Genomic DNA, 22,981 nt, shown 5'->3' on the forward strand with positions numbered 1-22,981 from the left:
TCATTTGCGAGACAAAGTCCTCAGACCTCGGTTAGAGTCTCGACCATGACCACAAGCACACTTGACCGCCGCGACCTCGCACGACAGATGAGCGAGAACATCGCAACGATCCTGTTCCGACTGCACTGGTCGCAGCGCGACCTCGCCATCTCCACCGGCATCAACCGAAGCACGCTGTCGCGAAAGATGGGCGGGGCCGGGGAATGGAGCCTCAGCGAAGTTGAAGACATCGCGGCGGCGACGTTCGTCACCCCCAATGAACTGATCGGCGATCTTCCGTCATACGAGGTGTGGGCGGCGCGAATGACCGAAGCCCCCGCCGGGGTGGCGGGGGCTTCGGCTGTCTTACCGCAGCGCGCCCGTAGGGATTCGAACCCCAAACCTTCTGATCCGTAGTCAGATGCTCTATCCGTTGAGCTACGGGCGCATAGCCCCACGTGCCGTAGGGCTTCGAAGAGTCTAGCCCAGGGGGTGAGCGATCCCCGAATCAGGTCCCCCCGACGCCTCCCGGCCTCAGCCCGTGGCCGATGCGCGCAGCACCGACGGGCCGAGATAGTGGCACGCCTGCAGCGCCAGTTCCACGTCGAGTCGCCCCTGATCGAGCGGGTGACCGAGGATCGACCGCGCCTTCTCCAACCGGTACTTCAGCGTGTTGCGGTGGATCACCAGCGCCTCGGCCGTGGCGACCTGATGGCTGCCGTGCGAGAAATACGTGCGCAGCGTGTCGCGCAAACCCGAGTACGGCTGGGCGTCATAGGCGAGATCGCCCAGCACCTCGCGCACCCAGGCCCGCAGCGACTCCATGTCGTGCGTGAGCATCGAGATCGCGGCGATGCCCTCGTCGGCGTAGTTGACCACGTCCAGCCCCGCCACGAGCGCCACCGAACGAGCCGCCTCGGCCTGCGCATGCGTCCGGCGGAAGCCCTCGACGCCCCCGCCGGGCAGCCCCAGCGCCGCACGGCCACCCGGGATCTTCGCCAGCTCACGGCGCACCTCGTCGGAATCGACCGTCGCCCGCGTCCGGCCCCGCGGCAGCCACACCCAAGCCGTCGAGCGGTCCACCGCCGAGAACATCGGCTCCCCCGCGCCCCCGGCCGCAAGTCGACGCACGGCACCCTGCAGGTTCCGCAGGGCATCGCCGTCGTCGTCGGCCCACACGACCATGCCCACGTGATACTGCCGCAGCCCGTAGCGCGTCTCGGCCTCGAAAGCCTCCCCCGCCGGCGCGTCACCGCCGGCCAGCACCGCATGCAGCATCGCCGTGCGCACATGCCCGGCCGTGGTGTTCCACCGCTGCTGCTCGGCCTCGTAGATGTCGAGCAGATACAGGCAGATCCAGTCGATGTACTGATAGATCAGCCCCGACATCTGGTGGACGACGCGCAGCTTCAGCTCCGAATCACAGTCCAGCCGCTGCGCCTCCTCGAAGCACTGAGCCATGAGGTCGTCCTGGCCCATGTGATAGGCCCGCACGAGCGAGTTGGCCGGCACCCCCCGCTGGGCCAGCCGCTCGGCGTACTCGACCGCAGCCGTCGCCGGACGCAGGTTCGCCACCGGGATGTCGTTGATGAGCATGTGCAGGATCGTGCTGACGTTGGCCCCGATGCTGGCCTCCAGCAGCGTGACGAGCCGCTGGTCGTCGTTGAGGTAGTCGATGTGCGACAGCAGCTCGGTCATCGACTGGGTGATCTCCCGCTCCCGCTCGTTGAGCCGGCTCGCCACGAGCGACACGAGCCGACGAATCTCGTCGTCCTGGGGCACCAGATCGGGGGCCGGCGTGCGCATCGCGACTACCTCACGCTGTCGAGCGCCGAGCGCGCCGCGAGATACCCGCACATGCCGTGGGCACCCGGCCCCGGCGGGGTCGCCGCCGAGCACAGGTACACGCCCGGCACACCCGTCGAGTACGGGTCGAGCGCCACCCGCGGCCGGAACACCAGCTGGCCGGGATTCGTCGCGCCTGTGGCGATGTCGCCCCCGACGTAGTTGGGGTTGTCCGCAGCGATGCGCCGGGTCGGCCGGGCCGTGTATCCGACGATGCGTTCACGGAAACCGGGTGCGAAACGCTCGATCTGCGCCGTGATCGCCTCGGTCGCGTCCCCGGTGTAGCCGGCAGGCACGTGCGCGTAGGCGTCGATGGGGACCACGCCGCCCTTCCCGCGGCTCGGGTCGGCGTTGTGCTGCTGCATGAGCAGCACATAGGGGCGTTCGGGCATGACGCCGCGCCAGGTGTCGCGCTCGGCCGAGGCCATCTCGGCGAAGGTGCCGCCCACATGGACGGTGCAGGCCGTGCGTGTCGGCTCGTGCTCCCACGGGACCCCGCCGTCGACGGCATAGGCCACCTGGAAGGCCGCCGTGCCATGCCGGAAGCGCCGGTAGGCGCGCGCGACGCGGCGCGGGAGGCGGTCGCCGAGGATGTCGGCGGCACCCGACGGCGCGGTGTCGAGCAACAGCAGGTCCGGCTCGCCGAGCTGATCCATCGAGGTGACCCGCACGCCGGTCTCGACCCGGCCGCCGTGCTGCTCCAGCAGCGCGATCATGGCCTGGGCGATGGACTGCGAGCCGCCGACCGCCACGGGCCAGCCGTAGCGGTGGGCAGCGGTGCCGAGGGCGGCACCGATGGCCGAGGAGAACGGCGTGCCGAGCGGCCGGAAGGCGTGCGCCGCCACCCCGCCCCACAGCGCGCGCGCCTCCTCGGTGCGGAACCGGCGGCCGAGCACCGAGGCCGGCATCGCCGCGTAGGCACCGAAGCGGCCGAGCACGAGGGGATGCGACGGCACGTGCAGCATCGGCTGCAGGAACTCCTCGCCGATCTTGTCGAAGCGCGCCGTCAGCGGACCGAACATGCGCCGCCACGACCCGGCGTCGCGGCCGAGTCCGGCAGCGGTCTCCTCGACCGACTGCCGGACCACGGCGCCGCAGCCGCCATCGAGCGGATGGGCGTACTGGACCGGGGCCCAGGCCCACTCCAACCCCGCTTGCGTCAGGTCGAAGCGGCGCGTGAAGGCGTTGTCGAGCGCCAGGGGGTGCGCTGCCGAGCACTCGTCGTGCAGCAGCCCTGGCACGGTGACCTCGCCCGACCGGGTGCCGCCACCGGGGGTGTCGGCCGCCTCGAGAACGGTGACCTCCACCCCCTCGGCGGCGAGGGTGAGGGCGGCAGCGAGACCGTTCGGCCCGCTGCCGACCACGACGGCTGTCGTCACGGATATACCCTCTCGTCGTTCGTCATGGCGTTCAGGCTCCCGCGCTAGCGGCGAGCCTGGACTCCCAGCCAACGTACTGCGAACCGTCCGACGGAGCGGTGTAACCCGGCTTCGTCCAGGTGACCACGTGCTTGACCGGGCCGTTGGGCAGCCACGGCTGCTCCTCGACACAGTCGGCGACCTTGAAGGTGCCCCGCTCCACCACACCGAGCGCGGCATCGATGACGCGGTACTCGACGTAGTCCTTATGGATCGGGTTGCTCTCGTGGAAGGCCACGACCAAGTCGCCCGGCTCGTAGTTGCACAGCTTCTGCACGGCGGCGATCAACCGGTCGTCGTGCAGGTGGCCGTCACCGAAGTTCCAGCCGGTCAGCGCGTTGCAGATGAACTCCGCCTCGCGGATCACGTAGTCGTCGATGCTCGGCGTGTGACGCATCAGCAGCGACATGAGGCCGCGACCCATGTAGTGCATCATGCGGAACGAGACGCCCTTCTGGATGAAGATCTCCGCGACCTCCTCGCCGTACAGCGCGGCGACCTGGTTGACCTGCATCTTGGAGGCCTTCTTGATGTTCGCATCGAGGCGCTCCTCCATCTCCCGGTTGCGGAAGGCCCACAGGCCCGAAGCCCAGTTGCCCGCGTACTGGCGCATGGCGACCAGGAAGGAGATGTGCTTCGGGATGACCTCGCCCCAGATCGGAAAGAGGCAGCCGGCGACGACCGCAGCGATCAGGACCGGGGTGCTCGCGTCGCCGAGACTGAAGGTGATGCCGCCCCAGGCCTTGTCCGTGAACGCCGGGTGGCCGACGAACAGCCAGAACGTCGCGAGCATGAAGAACAGGTTCCACTCCAACGGCACCGCAATCGGGTAGGTCGAGATGATGAAGAGGTGGAAGACCATCATGCCGAGCGCGGCCAGGATGGTGATCGTGGAGTTCGTCGAGAACAGCAGCGTCAACGGCAGGACGATCTCGGCGATGGTGCCGGTCACGTGCGCCATGAAGTGCGTGAAGCCGGACGGACGCATGTCGTTCGGGTAGTTCTTCCACGCCTTCTTCTTGATCGAGCGCGGTGCCCACGGCGTGTTGGTCAGCATGACCGCGACGGTGAGGCTGAAGTGCTTGCCGATCTTGGAGATGCCGGCCCACACCCACACGCAGACGATGAGGATCTTGAGCGCAACGATCATGTCGACGTAGCCGAGCAGCGCGAAGCACAGGATCGGCGGCAGGTACTGCTCGGAGCGCGCTGCGAGCCAGACGACGCTGTCGCGCAGTCCGGCCAGGCAGATGATGGCGACGAGGGCCAGCAGCAGGTACGGGTTGACGATGTTGATGGTGAGCGCTTCGTTGTCGAGGCTGCCGCCGATGAGGCCCTGACCGTTCTTCAGCGTCGTCAGGCCGAGGAAGGAGTCGCCGAAGACGCCGCTGAGCACGAGCGCGCCCGACAGGATCGTCGCGGCCCAGTAGAGACCAGCGTCGACCACCGTCCGATGAGCGCCCGCCGTACCGGGGATCTTGTCCGGCCACGGCGGATTGCGCAACGTGCCGGTCTTGCCCCAGTAGAGGAATCCGCCGATGAGCGGCTTGAACTTGAAGGCCAGGGGACCCATCGTGCCGCCGAAGCCGAGCAGCTCCCAGAAGACCGTGAAGAGCATGATCTTCATGTAGAGGACCGGCTGCACGAAGGCGTACGTGAAGCCGAGTTCGGAGGAGATATCCCGCAGCTCGGACGTGGTGAACCACGCGAGCGCGAAGCCGGCGAGCGCGTAGAAGACGATCTTCGGCACGTAGAACATGAGGTGGATCTGCTTCGGAGTGCCGAAGCCGAACTCACCCCAGTGCTGCACGAGCGTCTTCTGCCTCTGCAGCGTCGGGATCGATCCGAACGTTGCCGGATCGACGGGCGGCATATCCGCGTCTTTCAGTCCCATGAGGGACTCCTTTCTGCCCGCGCGAAGGCAGGGCGGTCCGGCACGAGAAGGCTCTCGCGCAGTAGGGGAGGGATTCAGGCCGAGGGTTGGAGGCTCCGGCGCAGTGAGGGTTTGTCGATCTTGCCGACGGGGTTCTTCGGCAGCGCGTCGACGATCTGCAAGTCGACGGGAACTTTGACCCGCATGAGTCGTTCGCGGCAGTGCGCCAGGAGGTCACCGGCGCTCACCGTCGATCCGGGGTAGAGGACGACGCGGGCGACGGGCACCTCGCCGAGCACCTCGTCGGGCCGGCCGACGACGGCCACCTCCAGCACGCCCTCGACCTCGGCGATGGTCGACTCGATCTCCTTGGGGTAGAGGTTCTCGCCGCCGCGGATGATCATGTCCTTGACCCGGTCGACGAGGGTCAGGTAGCCGTCCTCGTCGAGCCGGCCGACGTCGCCGGTGTGCAGCCAGCCGTCGGCGTCGATGGCGCTCGCGGTGGCCTCGGGGTTGTTCAGGTAGCCCTTCATCACGGTGGGGCCGCTGATGAGGACTTCGCCGGCCTCGCCGACCGGCGCGCGTCCGCCGAGCGAACCGGCGATCTCGATGCGCTGGCCGGGCAGGGCCGGACCGACGGTGCCGAGTTTGCGCGGGCCGTCCAGCGGGTTGCAGGCCGAAGCGCAGGTGCCCTCGGTCAGGCCGTAGCCCTCGAGGATCGTGAAACCGTAGCGCCGCTGGCTGGTCTCCAGCAGTTCCTTGGTGACCGGCGCGGCACCGCAGACGACGAAGCGCAGCGAGGAGGTGTCGGGCTGCACGTCCTCGGGCAGGGCGGCCAAGATGGCGTAGATCGTCGGCACGGCAGAGAAGTACGTGGGCCGCAGCCGCTCGACGTCGTCGAAGAAGCGCGACGGGGAGAAGGTGCCGGTGATGGTGACCCGGCCGCCCGCGCGCAGGGGCGATAGCGCGCTAATCATCAGGGCGTTGACGTGGAACAGCGGGAGGATCAGCAGGCAGTGGTCGGCGGAGGTGATCTGGAAGTGCTCGCAGGCGATGCGGGTCATCGCGTCGGCGTTGGCGTGCGTGAGCATGACGCCCTTGGGGCGGCCGGTCGATCCGCTGGTGTAGATCAGCAGGGCGAGGTCGCCGGGCTGCAGGTCGACCGGGGCGGCATGCTCGGCGCCCTGCGGGGCGAGGTCGTCCACCCCGATGCCGGGGAGGCCGTCGACCGGGCTGGTGCCGTCGATGGTGACGACGAGCTTCGCGCCGGAGTCGCCGAGCTGGTGGCCGGCCTCGGCGGCGGTGAAGGCGGGGTTGACCGGGGTGGCGGTGGCGCCGAGACGCCAGGCGGCCAGGATCGTCAGCAGCAGTTCGGCCCGGTTCGGCAGCATCGCCGCCACCACGTCACCGCGACCCAGGCCCGCCTCGGCGAAGCGGGCGGCCACGGCGGCGCTGCGCTCCTCGAGTTCGGCGTAGGTGAGTTGCACCTGGTCGTCGGCCAACGCAACAGCATCAGCGGCGTGCTCGGGGTGCTTCCACGGCAGGTGGCCGAGAGTCATGGACGTTCTCCTGTGGTCGGTGTGATTCACGACACTAGAGAGATGTGAGCCAGATCACTACGGCCCGAGACGACCAACTGTGACCCAGATTTCGTGCATGCTGCACAAGACGTCGCGCGCGTCGTTCACCATGACCGAACCCGAAGGGCAGGATGTGCCGGTCGCACGAGGCACGCCGGCCGCAGGCCCTCCTTCTCCTCTTCGCTCAGGAGTCGGTCGATCGTCTCGTGCTCCAGTCGGACGATGAGCCGGAGGAAATCGGTGCCGTCGTCGGTATCCGCCTGTTCCAGAGCCTGCAGGTAGGCGGGGCGGTCCTTCAGTAGATCGGAATCGGCAGGTACCCGGATCGCTTGAGCAAGATATTCATGGCCAGACGTCCAGTGCGGCCATTACCGTCGATGTGCGAGCGCAGCACACCTCGAATGACCCGCCCACGGCAGGCTTCGTTCCTCGCGGGTCCTGAGGTGTGAGGAGCTTGCGACGAGCCTCGAAGGGCACACCTCAGCCAGAGGCTCGACTTTGGTCAGCACCAGCGAGGTCTCACCGGCGAGCACTTCATGCCGCCCGTCGTCGTCTTGCACCCAACGAACACCTGATCTGGCCTTCTCGCGCACGCCTTTCACATCCGCACCCCACGCACGTCGTACTCGAACAGCGCCTTGTTGGAGTTGCGCTTGCGGATCGTCTCAATCTCGACATTCTCGAACCCGAGCGCCTTCAGCATGTCCGCGTACCACTGGTGCGCTGGGACCTCATGTTTGTAGAAGGTCGAGTTGCCGATGATGTACGAGACGCTACCGCCCACCTTCACAGCGTTCTTGATTGCCGTGAAGTGCTGCCACATATCGTGGTGGTACTTGTGAACGTAGGTCGCAAGAAGAGGACCGTTCTTGCCCCCGTCCGCAGCGATCTTGGCTGTTACGACAGCGATCTGGTCATCGATGGGCGTCTCGACCTCAGGCGTCCATGAGTTCAGCTTGCTGGTGGCCGTGCCCCACGTCCCACCGATGGCACGCCAGTCAAGGTCGCCGGCATCCGAGGCTATGTCGAGGTAGCCCAGCCAGTACATGTAGGGGCGCAACTCCCTGATGTACGACATGCGGTTGACGTAGGGCGGTGAGGTCAGAACGAGGTCGGCTTCCTTGATGTTGCTGAAGCCCTCGCGGGAGTCTCCGAGGTGAATCTCGCCTTCGCCAGACAGGTCAAACTGAGCCGACTCCACAACATGCGCCAGCTCGTGTGTGAACGTCGCAACGGTGGCCTCGACCTCACTCACGTCAAACACGAGTCCTTCTCCGGACGGGTCCTTGAAAGACATGGACTGGTGGTTGAAGGCCGCGTTGCTCCTGGCGATGAGCGTCCGGCAGAACGCCACATCCATCAAGTCGCGTGGGCTGTCACCGTACGAGTCGATAGCAGCGCGAAGGACCTTCAGCGCGTGGAGGTTGCCGACGCTCCACCACTTCTCGATCTTGAACAAGGTGGGCTGCCACAGATCTGCGTCTCGGTCGGTAGCCAGCGCGAGGGAGGCAACCTGTTGGCCCGCATCAACCGTGTCGAGTAGTTCGCCTGCGGTGTAGTGACGCACCTTCGCCCGACCAAGCCAGATCAGGAAGGGGTTGACGTCCACTGACTGACCGAGGTGACCGAGTTCTGCTGCCGCCAGCGGCGTGGTTCCGGTACCGGAGAACGGGTCGGTGATGACCGATCCGGCTGGCAGGTGCGCGATGCGCTCGCGAACCAGTCTGACCCCGTAGGCGGGTGTGAGCCGGAGCCAGCCGTGACGACCAACGCCCATGTTGGCTCGGAAGGTCATGTGCTCGTTCCTCGTGAGGATCGCGCGGTCCAGCGTTGGCGTGCTCACTTGGCCTCCAGCAGTTTCTCGAGCACCTCTTCAGTACCGGCACGGAGCAGTTCAGCGTTACGCTCGAAGAATCCGATCAGGTCGTAACCCACCACCGAGGCGAGGAAGCCGTAGGTGCTGGTATTCGGATCGGGGTCAAGGCTGCCCATCAGCACCGACCAGCGGCCGTTCAGGTAGCGAGCACGCACCCCTTGGTTCATCTGCCTGGACATGATGACGAGCACCGGCAGGTAGCCGTGCCCGAGCGCCTGAGCCGCGTTGGCGAGATCGCCGTTCTGACGCTTGCTGTCGGCACTCTTGTAGCCCTGCCGAACCTCAAAGACCGCACCGCCGAGGTCGGCAGTGATGTTCAGTCGCTTGCGTTGGGCGTCAATCCACTTCTCGATGCGGTTGACCGCAGCACTGTCGGCCACGTCGCCAAGATCGACTCGCCCATCCAGCGACAGGACCCGTGCCTTGCCGCTGGACGAAGTCGGCAGCGCCTCGTAGGACCACGTCACCTGATCGTCGGCAAGACTCAACTCGTCCTTGAGAACGGCCCTGAACAACCGCTCGCAGCCGATCCCCAACTGGCGGTAGATCGAGGTCATGCCTCCGGCAGCCTTGTGGGCTGCGAACATCTGCGGCGAGTCGAGGCCGATCCAGTGGTACAGCGGGTCCGAGCCATACAGAACTGCGAACCCTTCGAGGTCTACCTCATCCGAGCCACCCATCTTGGGCAGATAGTCCGCGCTTGTCTGCAACGGTTCCAGCAGTAGTGCGCGATAGCGGGCGTCTCGATCCACTCGTTCATCGTATTGGCCGCTTCTCTACTTGACGTATGACTAGCCGCCATCGCGGCTGTTGTCGCGGGGCAACGCCCGGAGGGGCAAGAGAAAACCCCCGACGGGCTAACGCCCGCCGAGGGTTCCAATGTGACTCATGTGGCGGAGATGGCGGGATTTGAACCCGCGAGAGGGATAAACCTCAACCCGCTTAGCAGGCGGGCGCACTAGGCCACTATGCGACATCTCCTCGTTGCCACCCGCGAGCGGCAACCCCGCCACGATACCGGCCCGCGACACCACCCGGCCAACCGGCCTCACCGCTCACGCGAAGCGACGGTATCCGTACGCCGTGTTGAGCCGGTCGTAGACCTCGCGAGCCAGCCGGCGACGATCAGCCGGCTCCAGCAGCCGCAGCTCGATCCGGGCCGTGTCATCACCGCTCAGCACGAGGAAACCGGACTCGATGGCCACGTCCTCGACCTGCTTCCACGCCGCCCTCGCCCGCGGACGGCCCACCGTGAACCCCTCGGCATCCAACCGGATCAGCATGGGTGGCCGCCAGGCGAATCGCGCCGCCATCGCCACGCTGCCCAGCGCCAGCACGCCCACGACCGCCGTCGCCGCGATCCGGACGGGCGTGTCACCGGCGAGCAGGAAGCCCGCGAACACCAGCAGGCCGGCCGCGATGAGGAACGCCCCCACCGCCACGAGCGCCGGACCCCGGCCGAGTCGGTAGACCGAAGGGTCGGACTGGGGCATCGCCTCACTCATCTCGATCCTCCACACGCACGTCGGCCAATCCGATCCCTGAGGTGCGACGGAGGAGCCTCGAAGGGACCACCATCGCGAGAGTCGTCCTTCGAGGCTCGCTCGTTCCTCGCTCGCACCTCAGGACTCGACTCCGCGCATGCCGACCCGACACCGCAGCAGAGGGGGCGGGATTCGAACCCGCGGCTGACCTATGAAGCCAGCGACCGCTTTCAAGGCGGTTCCGATCGGCCACTCCGGCACCCCTCCTCCCCCGACCCGCGCAGGCCAGGGCAAGTCCCGATTCTTGCACGCCCCCCGGCGGCTCAGCGCAGGCCCGACCACCGGGACGGCTCAACCCGTCGCGCCGGCTCGATGGCCCGCGCCGCGCGCGCCGAACTCGGTGCCATGACGAACCGCGACACCAGCCAGCCAATGACAAAACCGATGGCCGCCGAGTACAGCGTCGACAACCCGATATAGGACGGATAGGCCAGCGGCGACACGAGCGCCGCAGTGACCGAACTCGTCGCCAGCACCGCGAACACCAGGATCCACCAGCCCTCGCGCCGCTGGGAGCGCAGCCGCAGCCCCACCACCAGCGCCGGAAAGCCGACGAACGTCTGCACCGGCCGCGGCACCCCGCCGACCGTCGTGCGCAGTTGGTAGATCGCACTGTCGATGGTGTTGATGACCGATGTCGACCCGTAGCTGCGCACCGCATAGGTGTAGACGACCAATAACAGCGACACGACCGCGACCATCGCCAGCACCGCCAGGTGATTACGGCCCAGACCGTGCAGGCCCTCGCCGAGCGCCCACACCAGCCCCAGGACGACGATCAGCGACACGCCGCCGACGGCCACCACGAACACCACCGTGTTGACCTGGGCGTTCCAGGCGGCCACCCCCGCACCCGCGCCGCCGGCGATCAGCAGGCTCACGAGGTATTCGCGCACCGTTGCGCCGAAGGACCGTGCCGGGCACGTCAGGACCACCGCCAGCACGCCACCGACTACTCCGGTCGCCACTGCGGCCACGGCCACCGCGCCGGCGGCCTCGGTCACCACAGCAGCCGTACACAGCAGCGCCACCAGGCTGACCCAGATGCGCATGTGACCGCCGGCACGGTAGACGAGCATCACCGTCAGCGCCACCGTCAGCAGCGCCGCGGACGGGCGGTAGATCGCACTCGGCACGTCGACGGCGATCAGCGACAGCAGCGAGCCGGCCAGCCCGACTGCGCCCGCAGCGGCGACCAACGCGCCGACACCGACAACCGAACCGCGCGAGTGCAGCCGCGGGGGGCGCACCGGCTGCTCGTACTCGGGCAGCACCGAGGCGTCGAGACGCCGTCGACCGGTGGTGGTCCCACTCATCGTTCGGCTCCTTAGCGCAGGCGGATTCGGCGGTTGGCCAACGACGGATTCGTCTCCCGCGTGCGCTCGATGACGGATCGGTCGCAGGCCGCGAGGATCGTCTCGTTGCCGCCGGAGGCCTCGACCACGATAGATCCCCGCGGATCGGCCACGAGGGAGTGCCCGGTGTAGCGCTGCCCGCCCTGCCCGGTACCGAGGACGTAGACGGTGTTCTCGACGGCTCGCGCCACCAGCAGCGTGCGCCAGTGCGCCAGCTTGCCCTCCCCCGCGACCCAGGCTGCGGGCACCGCCAGCACATCGGCCCCCTGGTCGACCAGCAGTCGCGCCAGTTCGGGGAAGCGCACGTCGTAGCAGGTCATCAGGCCCACCCGGAGGCCGGCGACGTCGATGACCACCGGCGCGACCGGTCCGGGCGAAAGCCGGTCGGACTCGCGGTAGCCGAAGGAGTCGTAGAGGTGGATCTTGCGGTAGGTCGTCACGAGCGAGCCGTCCGGGCTGATGACGACGAGCGTGTTGAACGGCCGGGTCAGCGCGTCGATCCGCTCGAACATGCCCGCGACGACGGTGGCATCGAGTCGGCGGGCGTGTTCGGCCAGGAGGGCGACGAACGGGCCGTCGAGCGGTTCGGCCACGCGCCGCAGGTCCAGGTCGGGCGGACCGAAGTCGGCCATCGTCGCCTCGGGCAGCACGACGAGGTCCGCACCGGGGCGGACGGCCTTCAACCGGGCGGCGACGAGGTCGCGGTTGATGGCCGGATCCGTCCCGCTCGCCAGCTGGACCAGAGCGACTTTCATGCGCCCACGCTAGTCGCTTGAAACAGCGGCGGCGAGCGCTTTCCGTAGGCTCGACCCATGCGTGCCGTCATCGTGCCCGAACCCGGCGAGGCCGACGCCCTGCGCGTCACCGAGCTGCCCACCCCCGAACCGGCTGCCGGGGAGGTGCTCGTGCGGGTCGCCGCCGCAGGCGTCAACCGAGCAGATGTCCTGCAGCGGCGGGGTTTCTACGATCCGCCGGCCGGTGCGACGCCGGTGCTCGGCCTGGAGGCGTCCGGGACCGTCGCGGCGGTCGGCGAGGGGGTCGACGCCTCCTGGATCGGCCGCGAGATCGTGGCGCTGCTGGTCGGCGGCGGCTATGCCGAGTACGTCGCCGTGCCGGCCGGGCAGGTGGCCCCGGTGCCGGAGGGTATCGACCTCGTGACCGCCGGCGGCGTCATGGAGGCCGCAGCGACGGTCTGGTCGAATGTGGTGATGGTGGGTCGTCTCGTGGCCGGTGAGACCTTCCTCGTCCACGGCGGAACCAGCGGCATCGGCACGATGGCGATCCAGGTCGCGAAGGCCCTCGGCGCGCGGGTCGTCACGACGGTCGGCAGCCAGGAGAAGGCGCAGGTGTGCCGCGACCTCGGCGCGGACCTGGTCGTCAACTACCGCGAACAGGACTTCGGCGACGCGCTGAAGGAGGCGGGCCTGCGCCCGGACGTCATCCTCGACATCATGGGCGCGAGCTACCTCGACGCGAACGTGCGTGCCCTGGCGACCGGCGGCCGGCTGGTCGTCATCGGCCTGCAGGGCGGCATCAAGGGAACGCTGGACCTGAACCGGCTGCTGATGAAGCGCGCCTCGGTCACCGCGACCTCGCTGCGCGCCCGGCCGGCGCAGGAGAAGTCGGCCATCGTGGCCGAGATCGGTGAGCACGTCTGGCCGTTGATCGCCAGCGGCACCGTCCGGCCCGTCGTGCATGCGCGGTTCGGCCTGGACGACGCGGCCGAGGCGCACCGGGTCATGGAGGCCTCGACCCACGTCGGCAAGCTCCTCCTGCTCCCCTGACGCCGGAAGCCGGTCTCCTGCCATTGAGGTGCGCCCTTCGAGGCGGGCACGGGGCACCCTCACGCCTCAGGGACCGGTGGCCGAACCTGGTCCTTGAGGTGCGAAGCGAAGCGAGCCTCGAAAGGACCACCGCCCACCTGGGGCAGGTCCCTTCGAGGCTCCTCGTTCCTCGTCGCACCTCAGGGACCGAGATTCACCTACCGACGGGCGTTCTAGGCTGGCGGCATGAGTGAGACCCCCATGACCATCGAGCCGGACGGAACCCCGGTTGCGGTGCCCGCCACCGCCGACGAGCCGGCCGCCGACACCCCTCTCACCGATCTCGTCGAGCAGCCCGCGAAGGTCATGCGCATCGGCGGCATGATCCGTCAGCTGCTGGAGGAGGTCAAGGCCGCGCCGCTGGACGAGGCGAGCCGCGCCCGGCTGCGGGAGATCCACGAGCAGTCCATCGCCGAACTCAAAGACGGTCTCGCGCCGGAGCTGGTCGAGGAATTGTCGCGGCTGAGCCGCCCGTTCGAGGCCGTCTCGCCCACCGAGGGCGAGTTGCGTATCGCCCAGGCGCAGCTGGTCGGCTGGCTCGAAGGACTCTTCCACGGTATCCAGGCCGCGCTGTACGCCCAGCAGGTCCAGGCACAGTCGCAGCTGCAGACGATGCGGCTGGCGCTGCCGTCGCCAGACGGCTCCGAGAGTGCTCAGCCGGAACAATTCGGAAACAATGGTTCCCAAGGCGGCATGTACCTGTAGAATCGTCAACAATTCGATCGGTCCCAGGGAAGAGGGAGCCCAATGACCATCGTCGACGATTCTGTCGTACCCGCGTGCGCAGACGATCCGACCATTTTTCTCGACGAGACGCTCGGGGTGCGTCAACGCGCCGCCGCGCATCGGCGCTGTGCTGCGTGCCCGATCTTCACCGACTGCCTATACCGCGCGGTCGTCGAGGTCAACGTCTCGGGCTTCGTCGCCTGCACGACCGAGTCCGACCGGGCGGCCCTGCGCCGCCGGCTCGGGGTCTCGGTCAGTGACCACGAGTTCGCCATGCTCGGGACGGCGCGGCTCGGCAGCGGGCCGGTGGACCACGAGGCGGTGTTGACGGCACGGCGGACGCACCCGGGCGATACCTGTCAGCAACTCGCCGAACGGCTCGGCTGTTCGACCTCGACGGTGAAGCGGCACCTGCGCCGGGCGCGGCAGGAGCAGGCCGGGGGCGAGGCCCAGGCCGCCGCGCCGCAAGCGAACCGTCGCCCGAGCGTCGATGAGGTGCTGGACGCCTTCGGCGAACTCGAGTCCGGCCGCCGCCTCATGCGCGTCAGCTGATCTCCGGGCGGAGGTCCCTTCGCCCTTCGAGGGCGCTCGTTCCTCGCGCCACCTCAGGGACCGGGTAAGACACCGGTCGTTGAGGTGCGAGGAGCTTGCGACGAGCCTCGAAATGACCAGCACCGCGCCTCAGAGGTAGCGGCGGAGGACGGCGTCGGCACCGTCCTCCTCGACGGTGCCGGTGACCTCGTCGGCGACCGCGATCAGCTCCGGCGGTGCCTGGCCCATCGCCACCCCGTATCCGGCCCACCGCAGCATCTCGACGTCGTTGTTGCCGTCGCCGATGGCCAGCACATCGCCGCGTACGATGCCCAACCGCTCGCACACGAACTCCAGCCCCGAAGCCTTCGAGATGCCGACCGGAGCGATGTCGAGCCATGCCGTGTAGCCGATGTAGTAGTTCGTATCGGACAGGCCGAGGTCGGCGACCATCGCGTGAAACTGTTCGGTGCTGTGCTCCGGCGAGCGTACGACAACGCGGGTGACCGGCTCGGCGACCAGTTCGTCGATGCTCTGCACGGTGATGGCACCGCCCAGCTCGTGATCGGGGAACTCCCGGTTGACCCGGTAGCCGACGCCCACCTCCTCGACCGCTATGCGCACCTGCGGCATGCGCTCGACGATGGCGCGCACCGCGTCGGAGGCGTCGAAGGTGACCGCGCGCAGCACCTCCAGGGGCCGGTAGCCGAAGACGAGAGAGCCGTTGCTGCCGACCGCGAGGCCGTGCTCGAAGCCGAGTTTGTCGGCGACATCGATGACGCCCGGCACCGACCGGCCGGTGGCGAGGACAACCTCGATCCCGCTCTCACGCAGCGCCCGCACCGTCGCACGCAATGTCGGCGACAGCTCGTTGCCCCAGGTGACAACGGTACCGTCGACGTCGAGTGCGACCAGGCGCGGCCGCCAGTCGGTCACGACACAGGCTCCAGCACGGGTCCGAGGAACGGATGCAGGACGGCGGGCAGCCGCACCGAGCCGTCGGCCTGCTGCCCGTTCTCCAGCAGCGCGACGATGGTGCGGGTCATGGCGCACAGGGTGCCGTTGAGGGTGGCCGCCGGGGTGGTTCCCGCCTCCGCGCCGGCCCCGCGCACCCGGATGTCGAGTCGGCGGGCCTGGTACTCGGTGCAGTTCGACGTGGAGCTGACCTCGCGGTACCGCTCCTGCGTGGGCACCCAGGCCTCGCAGTCGAACTTGCGGATCGCCGAGGCACCGAGGTCGCCGGTGGCCACGTCGATCACGCGGTAGGGCAGTTCGAGGGAGTCGAGCCATTCACGCTCCCATCCCAGCAGCCGCTCGTGTTCGGCGAAGGACTCCTCGAGTGTCGTGTAGGTGAACATCTCCACCTTGTCGAACCAGTGGACGCGGAAGATGCCCTTGGTGTCCTTGCCGTGCGAGCCGGCCTCGCGGCGGTAGCAGGGGCTGAAGGCGGCGTAGCGGCGCGGCAGCGAGGCGGCGTCGAGGATCTCGTCGGAGTGGTACGCCGCGAGCGGGACCTCGGAGGTGCCGACGAGGTACAGGTCGTCTTTGGGCAGGTGGTAGACGTCGTCGGCCGCCTGCCCGAGGAAGCCGGTGCCCTCCATCGCCTGCGGGCGCACCAGGGCCGGCGGGATCATCGGGGTGAAGCCCCAGCGCGCGGCGGTGCTCATCGCCAGCTGGATCAGCGCGAGTTCGAGTTGCGCGCCGACCCCGGTGAGGTAGTAGAAGCGCGAGCCGGAGACCTTGGCACCGCGTTCGACGTCGATGGCACCGAGCATGCGGCCCAGTTCCAGGTGGTCGCGCGGGGTGAAGCCCTCGGCGGCGAAGTCGCGGGGGGTGCCGACGACATCGAGAACCACGAAGTCGTCCTCACCGCCCTCGGGTGCTTCGTCGGCGACGAGGTTGGGCAGCGAGCGCAGCAGCGTGTTGTAGGTCTGCTCGCCTGCGGCTCGTGCGGCGTCGGCCTCCTTGACCTCGGCGCTGAGGGCCTTGGTGCGCTCCAGGAGGGCGGTCTTCTCCTCGCCCTTGGCCTGCGCGACCTGCTTGCCGAGTTGCTTCTGCTCGGCGCGCAGGGCCTCGAAGGCGGCGATGGCCGAGCGGCGGCCCTCGTCGGCAGCGACCAGCGAGTCGACCACCTCGGGGGACTCGCCGCGGCGGCGCAGGGCGTCGCGCACACGGTCGGGATCGTCACGGAGCAGGCGAGGATCGATCACTGCGCCAGCCTAGCGGTTTGCCGTCCGCTGGTTGCCCGCCCCGGTGGAGGTCCCTTCGCCCTTCGAGGGCGCTCGTTCCTCGCGCCACCTCAGGGGCCGGGTGAGTGCCGGTCATTGAGGTGCGAGCTTGCGAGCCTCGAAATGACCCCACCACCCGCCTGAGACAGGTCCCTTCGAGGCTCGGGCGCGAGGCGCCCTCACACCTCAGGGACCGGCGTACCCGGTGGCTGAGGTGCGACGAGGAACGAGGAGCCTCGAAGCCACCAACCCAGGCAGGTCCCTGCGCCCTTCGCCCTTCGAGGGCGCTCGTTTCTCGCTCGCACCTCAGGGGCCGGGCCGGCGGCGGGGGTGGTGGAGGACGACCGCACCCGAAAGGAACAGCATGAGACCGAGGGCAATCAGGGAGCCGTCGGCAATCGCGCCGGTGCCGGGAAGCGACGAGGAACCGGTGGTCGTGCCGGTGCTGTGGCCGCCGTCGCTGCTGCTGTCACCGCCGTCGGTGCTGCCGTCTCCGTCCCCGTCGGTGTCGGTATCGCCGTCATCGTCGGGATCGGTGGGATCAGCGGCATCGGCCGCCTGGTGTCCGGTCACGTCGGCCGCGTTGGTCGCGGTTCCGGTGACCGTGCCCGTTCCCGAGACGGTGGCAGTGTTGAGGTACGTGCCCTCGACAGCGGTCCCGGTGAAGGTGCAGGTGATCGTCGCGCCGACCGGCAGCGCCGAACCCCACACGGCTCCGTCGGAACGGGTGCAGGCCCCTGGATCGAGTGCCACGTTCGGATTCTGGTCGTCGGTCAGGGTGAGGTTCTCCAGCGGCTGCTCACCGGTGTTCGTCAGGACGTACACCCAGGTGACGAGATCACCGGTGACCAGGTTGCCGGCGAACTCGACTCCGTTGGTCGTCACCTCGACGCTCACCCCCGCGCCCGGCGGCGGCGCGAGCGCGACGTACCCGGTCGGGTCGGTGTCGTCGACGGCCGTCGCCGTGTCCGCGCCGATACCGGTGGCGGAGGCGGTGTTGACGTAGGTGCCGGTGGTGGCGGTGCCGGTGAACGTGCAGGTGATCGTGCCATCCACGGGCAGCGGGTCACCCCACGTGCCACCGTCGGAGCGCGTGCAGGCGTCTTCGCGCAGTTCGACGTCCGGGTTCTGGTCGTCGGCCAGCGTGAGGCCGGTCAAGGCCTCGCCACTGGTGTTGGTCAGGACGTACGTCCACGTCACCGGGTCGCCCGGCGTCAGGCCGGAAGCAACGTCGTCGACCCCGTTGGTCGACGCGACCACACTGATTCCCGGAGTTTCGGTCGCCTCGGTGGAGTAGCCAGTCCAGTCCGTCGCGCTGACACCCTGGCCGCTCAGCGCACCGGTCGCCGATGTCGTGCCGGTGTTGAGTCGCATCGCGTCGTCGGCCGTGCCGGTGAACGTGCAGGTGATGCGCTCGCCGACGGGCAGGGGTGTGCCCCAGACTCCCCCGTCACTACGGGTGCAGTCCGCCTCGTCCAAGGCAACTCCGCTGTTGACGTCGTCGGCCAGCGTGATGCCCAGCAGCGGCTCGCCTCCGGTGTTCGTCAGCACGTACACCCACTCCACCGGATCGCCCGGCGGCACATCGGCGGCGAACTCGGCACCATTGGTCGTGACCTCGATACCGATCCTCGGTGCCAGGCCAGGGGCCGTGACCACGCTGTGACCGGTCCAGTCGCTCGCGGCCGTGTCGGTACCGGACTGCTCGCCGACACCCGTCACGGTGGCGGTGTTGACGTAGATGCCGTCCGTCGTGGTCGCGGAGCCGGGATACGTGCAGGTGATCGTGTCACCGGGTGCCAGCGGATCGCCCCAGGTACCCCCGTCGGAGCGGACACAATCGGTCTGACTGAGCGTGACCGCCGGGTTCTGGTCGTCGGCCAACGTCACGTCCGTCAGCGACTCGTTGCCGGTGTTGGTCAGCACGTACACCCACTCCACCGGAGCACCCGCAGGCAGGCCCGAAGCGAACTCGACTCCGTTGGTGGTCACCTCGACGCCGAGCGACGGAGCCGGGTCGACCGTGCTGTAACCGGTGCGATCCGTGGCCGTCGCCGTCTGGGTCGAGAACTGGCCGATGCCCGTCGCGGTGGCGTTGTTGAAGTAGGTGTCCTCGCTGGCCACACCCGTGAACGTGCAGGTGATGGTGGCACCCACCAGCAGCGGCTCTCCCCACTCGCCCGAGGACCGGACGCAGGCGGTCTCGTCCAGCGTGACGGCCGGGTTGCGGTCGTCGGTCAAGGCGAGCGATTCACCCGTCAACGGCTCACTGCCGGTGTTGGTGAGGACGTACACCCATTCGACCGGGTCGCCGTTGTCGAGGTCGCTGTCGAAGTCCACCCCGTTCGTGGTCACCGTCACATCGACTTCCGGTGTCGGTGCCCACTGCTGCACCGCCACGACCGCCGTGTTCGATGCGGTCACCGCGTCACCCTTCGGCGGATCGCCGGTCACCGTGGCCGCATGGTCGTGGGTGCCCACCGACCATCCTGGGACCCAGGTGCACTCCACGACCCGCTCTTCCCCGGCGACCAGCGTGCCGAGGTCGAACTCGGTGCCGCAGTAGAAATCGACCGCCGGGTCGGTGATCGTGACATCGGTCAACGCCACCGCGCTCGTGTTCTTCACGACCCACCGGTAGCGGACCGGCGAACCCGAGGAGTAACCCACCGCGTCACCGGCCGTGTCGGCGTCGGCGAACACGCCGCTGCCGGCCTCGGTCTCGACCTGCTTGACCAGCGAGATGCCCGGATCGACGACGTTCACCGTCGCCGTATCGCAGTCGTCTTCTGCGGGGTCGTCCACGACGCAGTTGCCGACGGCCGAGTCGAGGTCCTCGACGTTCATGCCGCTGGCCTGTGCGAGGTTGGTGTGCTCCCCGGTCGCGTTGACGACCGCCCGGTAGGTGAGGGAGGCATTCGAGCCGACCGGCAGGTCGCCGACGTCCCAGATGCCCGTGCCCGGATCGAAGGTGCCTCGGGTCGGCACGGCCGAACCCGGAACGAGCGTGAAGCCCGAGGGCAGCACATCGGTGACCTTCAACCCGTAGGCGGGGGCCACGGCCGACGTCGGGTCACCGTTCTCGTCGACGTAGGAGGCCGCGCCCGTAACCGAATCGATGACGACCTTGGTGTCGTGGCTGGCCTTGACGGTGAAGGTCACCTCTTCTCCGGCCACGACGTTCTCGCGGTCGACGCTCTTGTCGAGCGACACGTCGGCCTGCGGCACGGCCAGACCCACCTTGGGCGGTTCGGACGGCAGCAGGGCGGTGCTGTCGTCGACTCGGTTCGCGGCGACCGCGACCGAGTTCCACGCGATCTGGCCCGCGTCGGGCAGCGGATCGGGTTCGGCCACCGGCCAGGTGAACGCCGCCTCCTGGCCCGCCGCGAGGCTGCCCGCAGTGAGCTTGAACCGCAGGGCCGTGACCGTGGACAGATCAGCCGGTGGCGTCGTAGACCAATCGTTATCGCAGGACGCGGGCCACGGAGCACCGTCCAACAGACCACGGACCTCGTCGCGGCACGGGTTGTCCGAGGTGGAGTAGGCGACCTGCCAGGTGCGGCTGGCCGCACCCGTCGCGGTGTCGGTGACGGTCACCGGACCGGTCAGTTCGGGCCGGAAGTCTGAGCCGCGCGCCCGATCACTCATCACGCCCGACACGCCCTTGTCGCCGGGCGTCGGCAGCACGTCGTAGAGAACGACGTCCTTCAGCGCGACCGTGCCACCGCTGCGGACGCGCACGCGGTATTCGGCGCTACCGGGGTTGTTCGGGTCGATCATGCCGACTGCGGGGAACTCGGCGAACTGCGTATCCCCGCTGCCCTTGACGCCCTTGAACGCCTGCAACAGCGGCCCCGGCGTCGCATTGGTCACCGACGCCGACGCCCCGCAGAACGGAGCACCCGCCGCTACGTGTTCCGGGTTGGCCGTGTTCGGGGTGGTCGGCGCGACACCGGGACCTGCTGCGACCCATCCGAGCGTGCTGCCTATCCAGCCGTTGTAATTGACGGCACTGCACGCGTCGATGTCGGTGCCGGGGAGGACCACCTGCATGTTGTTGACCGTCGTGCCCGGCGGCCAGCCGCCCGGTACCGAGAACGTGGCCCACAAGGAGGTCGGCGACGTCGATGCCAGATGCAGTGCCCCTGCCGGGATCGAAATGCGGATCAATGTGCGCCCCGAACCGTTCCAGTTCGGAATCTGCTCCAACGTGTACGCCGACTCCGGCACCGGCGTATCCGCCGGACTCGACACTTGGTTGCTGCCGTTGAGGGCGATGCCCCTCGGCCACTCCGGGCCATAGGGACGGTAGACGAACGATGTCAGCGTCGCCGAGGGGATGCCCGCCGGCAGCAGGTCGGTGATCGTCACCGGACCGGAATAGCCGCCCTCCATGTTCGGCCCCATCACCCCGGCCCTCAGGGTGAAGGAACTGCCCGAAGCCGAGTACGTGGCGGACTTGTAGGCGTTGACCCGCACCTGATCGGTCGCCACCATGCGGCCGATCTGGGTTCCGGTCACCACGGGAGTGCTAGCCCCCTCCACCGTGCGGGTGAAGTACCCCACATTATGAATCCGCTGCCCGTTCGTGAGCGATCCGTCCAGGTGGCCCCATAGATCGAAGGAGGCGGTGCCGCCCGACGCGCTAAGAGCGATGTTGCGGATGCGGACCTCCGCGACCACATCACCGTCGGCCACCAGGACGTGTGCATACCCGTCTTCGCTCTCCGGTGGCAGGAACTCCTTCTCCGTGCCGTCGGGAGTCACGTAGTAGTACTCGGCGCTTGAGTCGCTACCGGTGATATAGGTCCGCCCTACAGCCCAGATGTGATAAGCCGGGTGCTGACACAGAACGCCGGGAGCATTGGGCAGGTACATGTTCTGCGTCGCGTCGTAGTTGTCCAGACACGGCACCGGGTCCACGATCTCACCGACTGCGGGCAGCACTGAGGTGTTGGTAATCGACAACAGGAACGAGCCTTCGTAAGAGCCGCGCGGGTGGCCGGAAGTACTGGGGAAGTTGAACTTCGGGAAGGGGTACGGCTCCATGATCTCCGCCCAATCGCCGGCCCACGTAGGCATCGCGGTACTGGTATTGCACGTTCCTTGGGTGATGTTGCCGGTCATCAGGGGCGTAATGGCCCTCTTGCAGAACGACCCGGAGTTCCCCGGTGCTCCGAAGGTGTGGTTGCGCGAATAGGTGGCCGTCAGCGGTGTCGTCTCACCGATCGGGGTACCCGTCGCGATCGCGGTGTTCGTCACACTCTGACCTGCGGCGAACGTCGCCGACGGATACTTCACCGTCACCCAGTACGGCCCGGCTGGCTGACTGCGGTACCCGCACGTGGGCAGACCACCATCGGTGGTCCACGTCACCGTGTTCGTCGTCGCGTCGTACACGCCACCGGAGGAGGCATCCACGAACACCGCACCCGCTGGCAACTGATCCACCACCGTCATCCCCGGCTGCATGTACAAGGCTCCGGTGGACCCCACCGACGTACACGGACCCAACCGATAGGTCAGGTCGTAATCGCGAGGCATCGGGGCACCATCGGCGGAATTGGCCGGCAGGCTCTTGTGGACGGTCAGGTTCGCGCTCGCCCGGATCGTGGCCGACGCCACACCCGACGTCACCGTCTGGGTGTTGTCCGCACCCACCGTCGCCTGCAGACTCAACACCGTGCCGTCCGGGGTGTAGCCGTTGACCAAGCCGGTGTTGATATCGGTCTGGATCGACGCCCCCGCCGGGAACGACGAGATCAGATTGATCGTCAGCACGTTATTGGAAACGCTGTATCCACTGATGTAAGGGTGCGCACCCACCGAGGTGGTCATGCGGCCCTCCGGCAGCGGGATAACGACCTTGCCGCCGTCACAACTCGGCGACGTCAGCGCCGCGCACTGCAGACTGAGCCGGAAGGTCACCGGCGCGCCGGAGAGCTGCTCGGCCGCGCTGATCCGCTGGAGCTGGATCACCCAGGTGTTGCCCGGATCGGCGTCGGAGCGGTCACTCGTCCCGAGTATCGCCGCACCGGCCAGCAGCATCATCCCCAGAGCGACATAACGCCGCCACCGATCCGGCAACCGCACCTGCACCGCATGCACCGACATCCAGCCCGCTCCTCGCTTGAAGGCATAACACACTGACACCTCTCAGCGCGTTCACAGCGTAGGGACACCCCCCCCCGCCGTCTACGCGA

16 protein-coding genes and 3 tRNA genes are annotated in these 22,981 nt (G+C 68.1%); 4 read left to right on the forward strand and 15 right to left on the reverse strand.

All coding sequences use genetic code 11. The annotated features are described in order from the left end of the window. Positions 1 to 87: 87 nt before the first annotated feature. On the forward strand, positions 88 to 396 hold the full coding sequence (locus tag QM597_RS06865) for a helix-turn-helix domain-containing protein (RefSeq protein WP_415004161.1): 309 nt from the start codon (positions 88 to 90) through the stop codon (positions 394 to 396). Here the strand turns inward: QM597_RS06865 and QM597_RS06870 are convergent. From QM597_RS06870 to QM597_RS06925, 12 genes are all read right to left on the reverse strand, one after another. Further along, positions 355 to 427: transfer RNA gene (locus QM597_RS06870), tRNA-Arg, on the reverse strand. The two genes, QM597_RS06865 and QM597_RS06870, sit on opposite strands and share 42 nt — an antisense overlap. An 86-nt stretch (positions 428 to 513) precedes the next feature. After that, positions 514 to 1,785 carry a PucR family transcriptional regulator gene (locus QM597_RS06875; protein ID WP_415004128.1) on the reverse strand — a complete coding sequence of 424 codons (1,272 nt, stop codon included), beginning with the start codon at positions 1,783 to 1,785 and terminating at the stop codon, positions 514 to 516. Between the two features lie 5 nt (positions 1,786 to 1,790). Next, positions 1,791 to 3,203 carry a phytoene desaturase family protein gene (locus QM597_RS06880; protein ID WP_415004129.1) on the reverse strand — a complete coding sequence of 471 codons (1,413 nt, stop codon included), beginning with the start codon at positions 3,201 to 3,203 and terminating at the stop codon, positions 1,791 to 1,793. Positions 3,204 to 3,234: 31 nt separating this feature from the next. After that, the gene (locus QM597_RS06885; protein ID WP_415004130.1) at positions 3,235 to 5,136 is read right to left on the reverse strand and encodes a DUF3556 domain-containing protein; all 1,902 of its coding nucleotides are present in this window, start codon (positions 5,134 to 5,136) and stop codon (positions 3,235 to 3,237) included. 74 nt (positions 5,137 to 5,210) lie between these two features. Continuing rightward, positions 5,211 to 6,674 carry a class I adenylate-forming enzyme family protein gene (locus tag QM597_RS06890; RefSeq protein ID WP_415004131.1) on the reverse strand — a complete coding sequence of 488 codons (1,464 nt, stop codon included), beginning with the start codon at positions 6,672 to 6,674 and terminating at the stop codon, positions 5,211 to 5,213. A gap of 619 nt (positions 6,675 to 7,293) precedes the next feature. Then, on the reverse strand, positions 7,294 to 8,490 hold the full coding sequence (locus QM597_RS06895) for a hypothetical protein (protein ID WP_415004132.1): 1,197 nt from the start codon (positions 8,488 to 8,490) through the stop codon (positions 7,294 to 7,296). A gap of 44 nt (positions 8,491 to 8,534) precedes the next feature. Next, positions 8,535 to 9,323, reverse strand: a complete 789-nt coding sequence (locus QM597_RS06900) for a hypothetical protein (RefSeq protein ID WP_415004133.1) — start codon at positions 9,321 to 9,323, stop codon at positions 8,535 to 8,537. A gap of 139 nt (positions 9,324 to 9,462) precedes the next feature. Then, positions 9,463 to 9,552: transfer RNA gene (locus tag QM597_RS06905), tRNA-Ser, on the reverse strand. Positions 9,553 to 9,626: 74 nt separating this feature from the next. Then, positions 9,627 to 10,076 carry a hypothetical protein gene (locus QM597_RS06910; protein ID WP_415004134.1) on the reverse strand — a complete coding sequence of 150 codons (450 nt, stop codon included), beginning with the start codon at positions 10,074 to 10,076 and terminating at the stop codon, positions 9,627 to 9,629. Between the two features lie 156 nt (positions 10,077 to 10,232). Further along, positions 10,233 to 10,322: transfer RNA gene (locus QM597_RS06915), tRNA-Ser, on the reverse strand. 56 nt (positions 10,323 to 10,378) lie between these two features. Next, the gene (locus QM597_RS06920; protein ID WP_415004135.1) at positions 10,379 to 11,431 is read right to left on the reverse strand and encodes a hypothetical protein; all 1,053 of its coding nucleotides are present in this window, start codon (positions 11,429 to 11,431) and stop codon (positions 10,379 to 10,381) included. Between the two features lie 11 nt (positions 11,432 to 11,442). Beyond that, positions 11,443 to 12,225, reverse strand: coding sequence for a carbon-nitrogen hydrolase family protein (locus QM597_RS06925; protein ID WP_415004136.1), 783 nt, complete (start codon positions 12,223 to 12,225; stop codon positions 11,443 to 11,445). Between the two features lie 57 nt (positions 12,226 to 12,282). Between QM597_RS06925 and QM597_RS06930 the strand changes: the two genes are divergently transcribed. From QM597_RS06930 to QM597_RS06940, 3 genes are all read left to right on the forward strand, one after another. Further along, the gene (locus QM597_RS06930) at positions 12,283 to 13,254 is read left to right on the forward strand and encodes an NAD(P)H-quinone oxidoreductase (RefSeq protein ID WP_415004137.1); all 972 of its coding nucleotides are present in this window, start codon (positions 12,283 to 12,285) and stop codon (positions 13,252 to 13,254) included. Between the two features lie 225 nt (positions 13,255 to 13,479). Beyond that, a complete protein-coding gene (locus QM597_RS06935; RefSeq protein WP_415004138.1) occupies positions 13,480 to 13,998 on the forward strand; it encodes a bacterial proteasome activator family protein in 519 nt (172 codons plus the stop codon). Positions 13,999 to 14,040: 42 nt separating this feature from the next. Beyond that, positions 14,041 to 14,571: a WhiB family transcriptional regulator gene (locus tag QM597_RS06940; protein ID WP_415004139.1), complete on the forward strand. Its 531-nt coding sequence runs from the start codon at positions 14,041 to 14,043 to the stop codon at positions 14,569 to 14,571. A 129-nt stretch (positions 14,572 to 14,700) separates the two neighbouring features. Here QM597_RS06940 and QM597_RS06945 read toward each other — a convergent pair whose 3' ends face one another. The 3 genes from QM597_RS06945 to QM597_RS06955 all read right to left on the reverse strand — a co-directional run bounded on the left by QM597_RS06945 (position 14,701) and on the right by QM597_RS06955 (position 22,892). Beyond that, positions 14,701 to 15,486: an HAD family hydrolase gene (locus tag QM597_RS06945; RefSeq protein ID WP_415004140.1), complete on the reverse strand. Its 786-nt coding sequence runs from the start codon at positions 15,484 to 15,486 to the stop codon at positions 14,701 to 14,703. Beyond that, complete coding sequence (serS, locus tag QM597_RS06950) at positions 15,483 to 16,760, reverse strand: serine--tRNA ligase (protein ID WP_415004141.1); 1,278 nt, start codon at positions 16,758 to 16,760, stop codon at positions 15,483 to 15,485. The genes QM597_RS06945 and serS overlap by 4 nt, the downstream gene beginning before the upstream one ends. A 324-nt stretch (positions 16,761 to 17,084) precedes the next feature. Next, the gene (locus tag QM597_RS06955) at positions 17,085 to 22,892 is read right to left on the reverse strand and encodes a hypothetical protein (RefSeq protein ID WP_415004142.1); all 5,808 of its coding nucleotides are present in this window, start codon (positions 22,890 to 22,892) and stop codon (positions 17,085 to 17,087) included. Positions 22,893 to 22,981 lie beyond the last annotated feature (89 nt).

Origin of the sequence: Aeromicrobium sp., assembly GCF_047607065.1 — a bacterium.
GTDB lineage: Bacteria > Actinomycetota > Actinomycetes > Propionibacteriales > Nocardioidaceae > Aeromicrobium.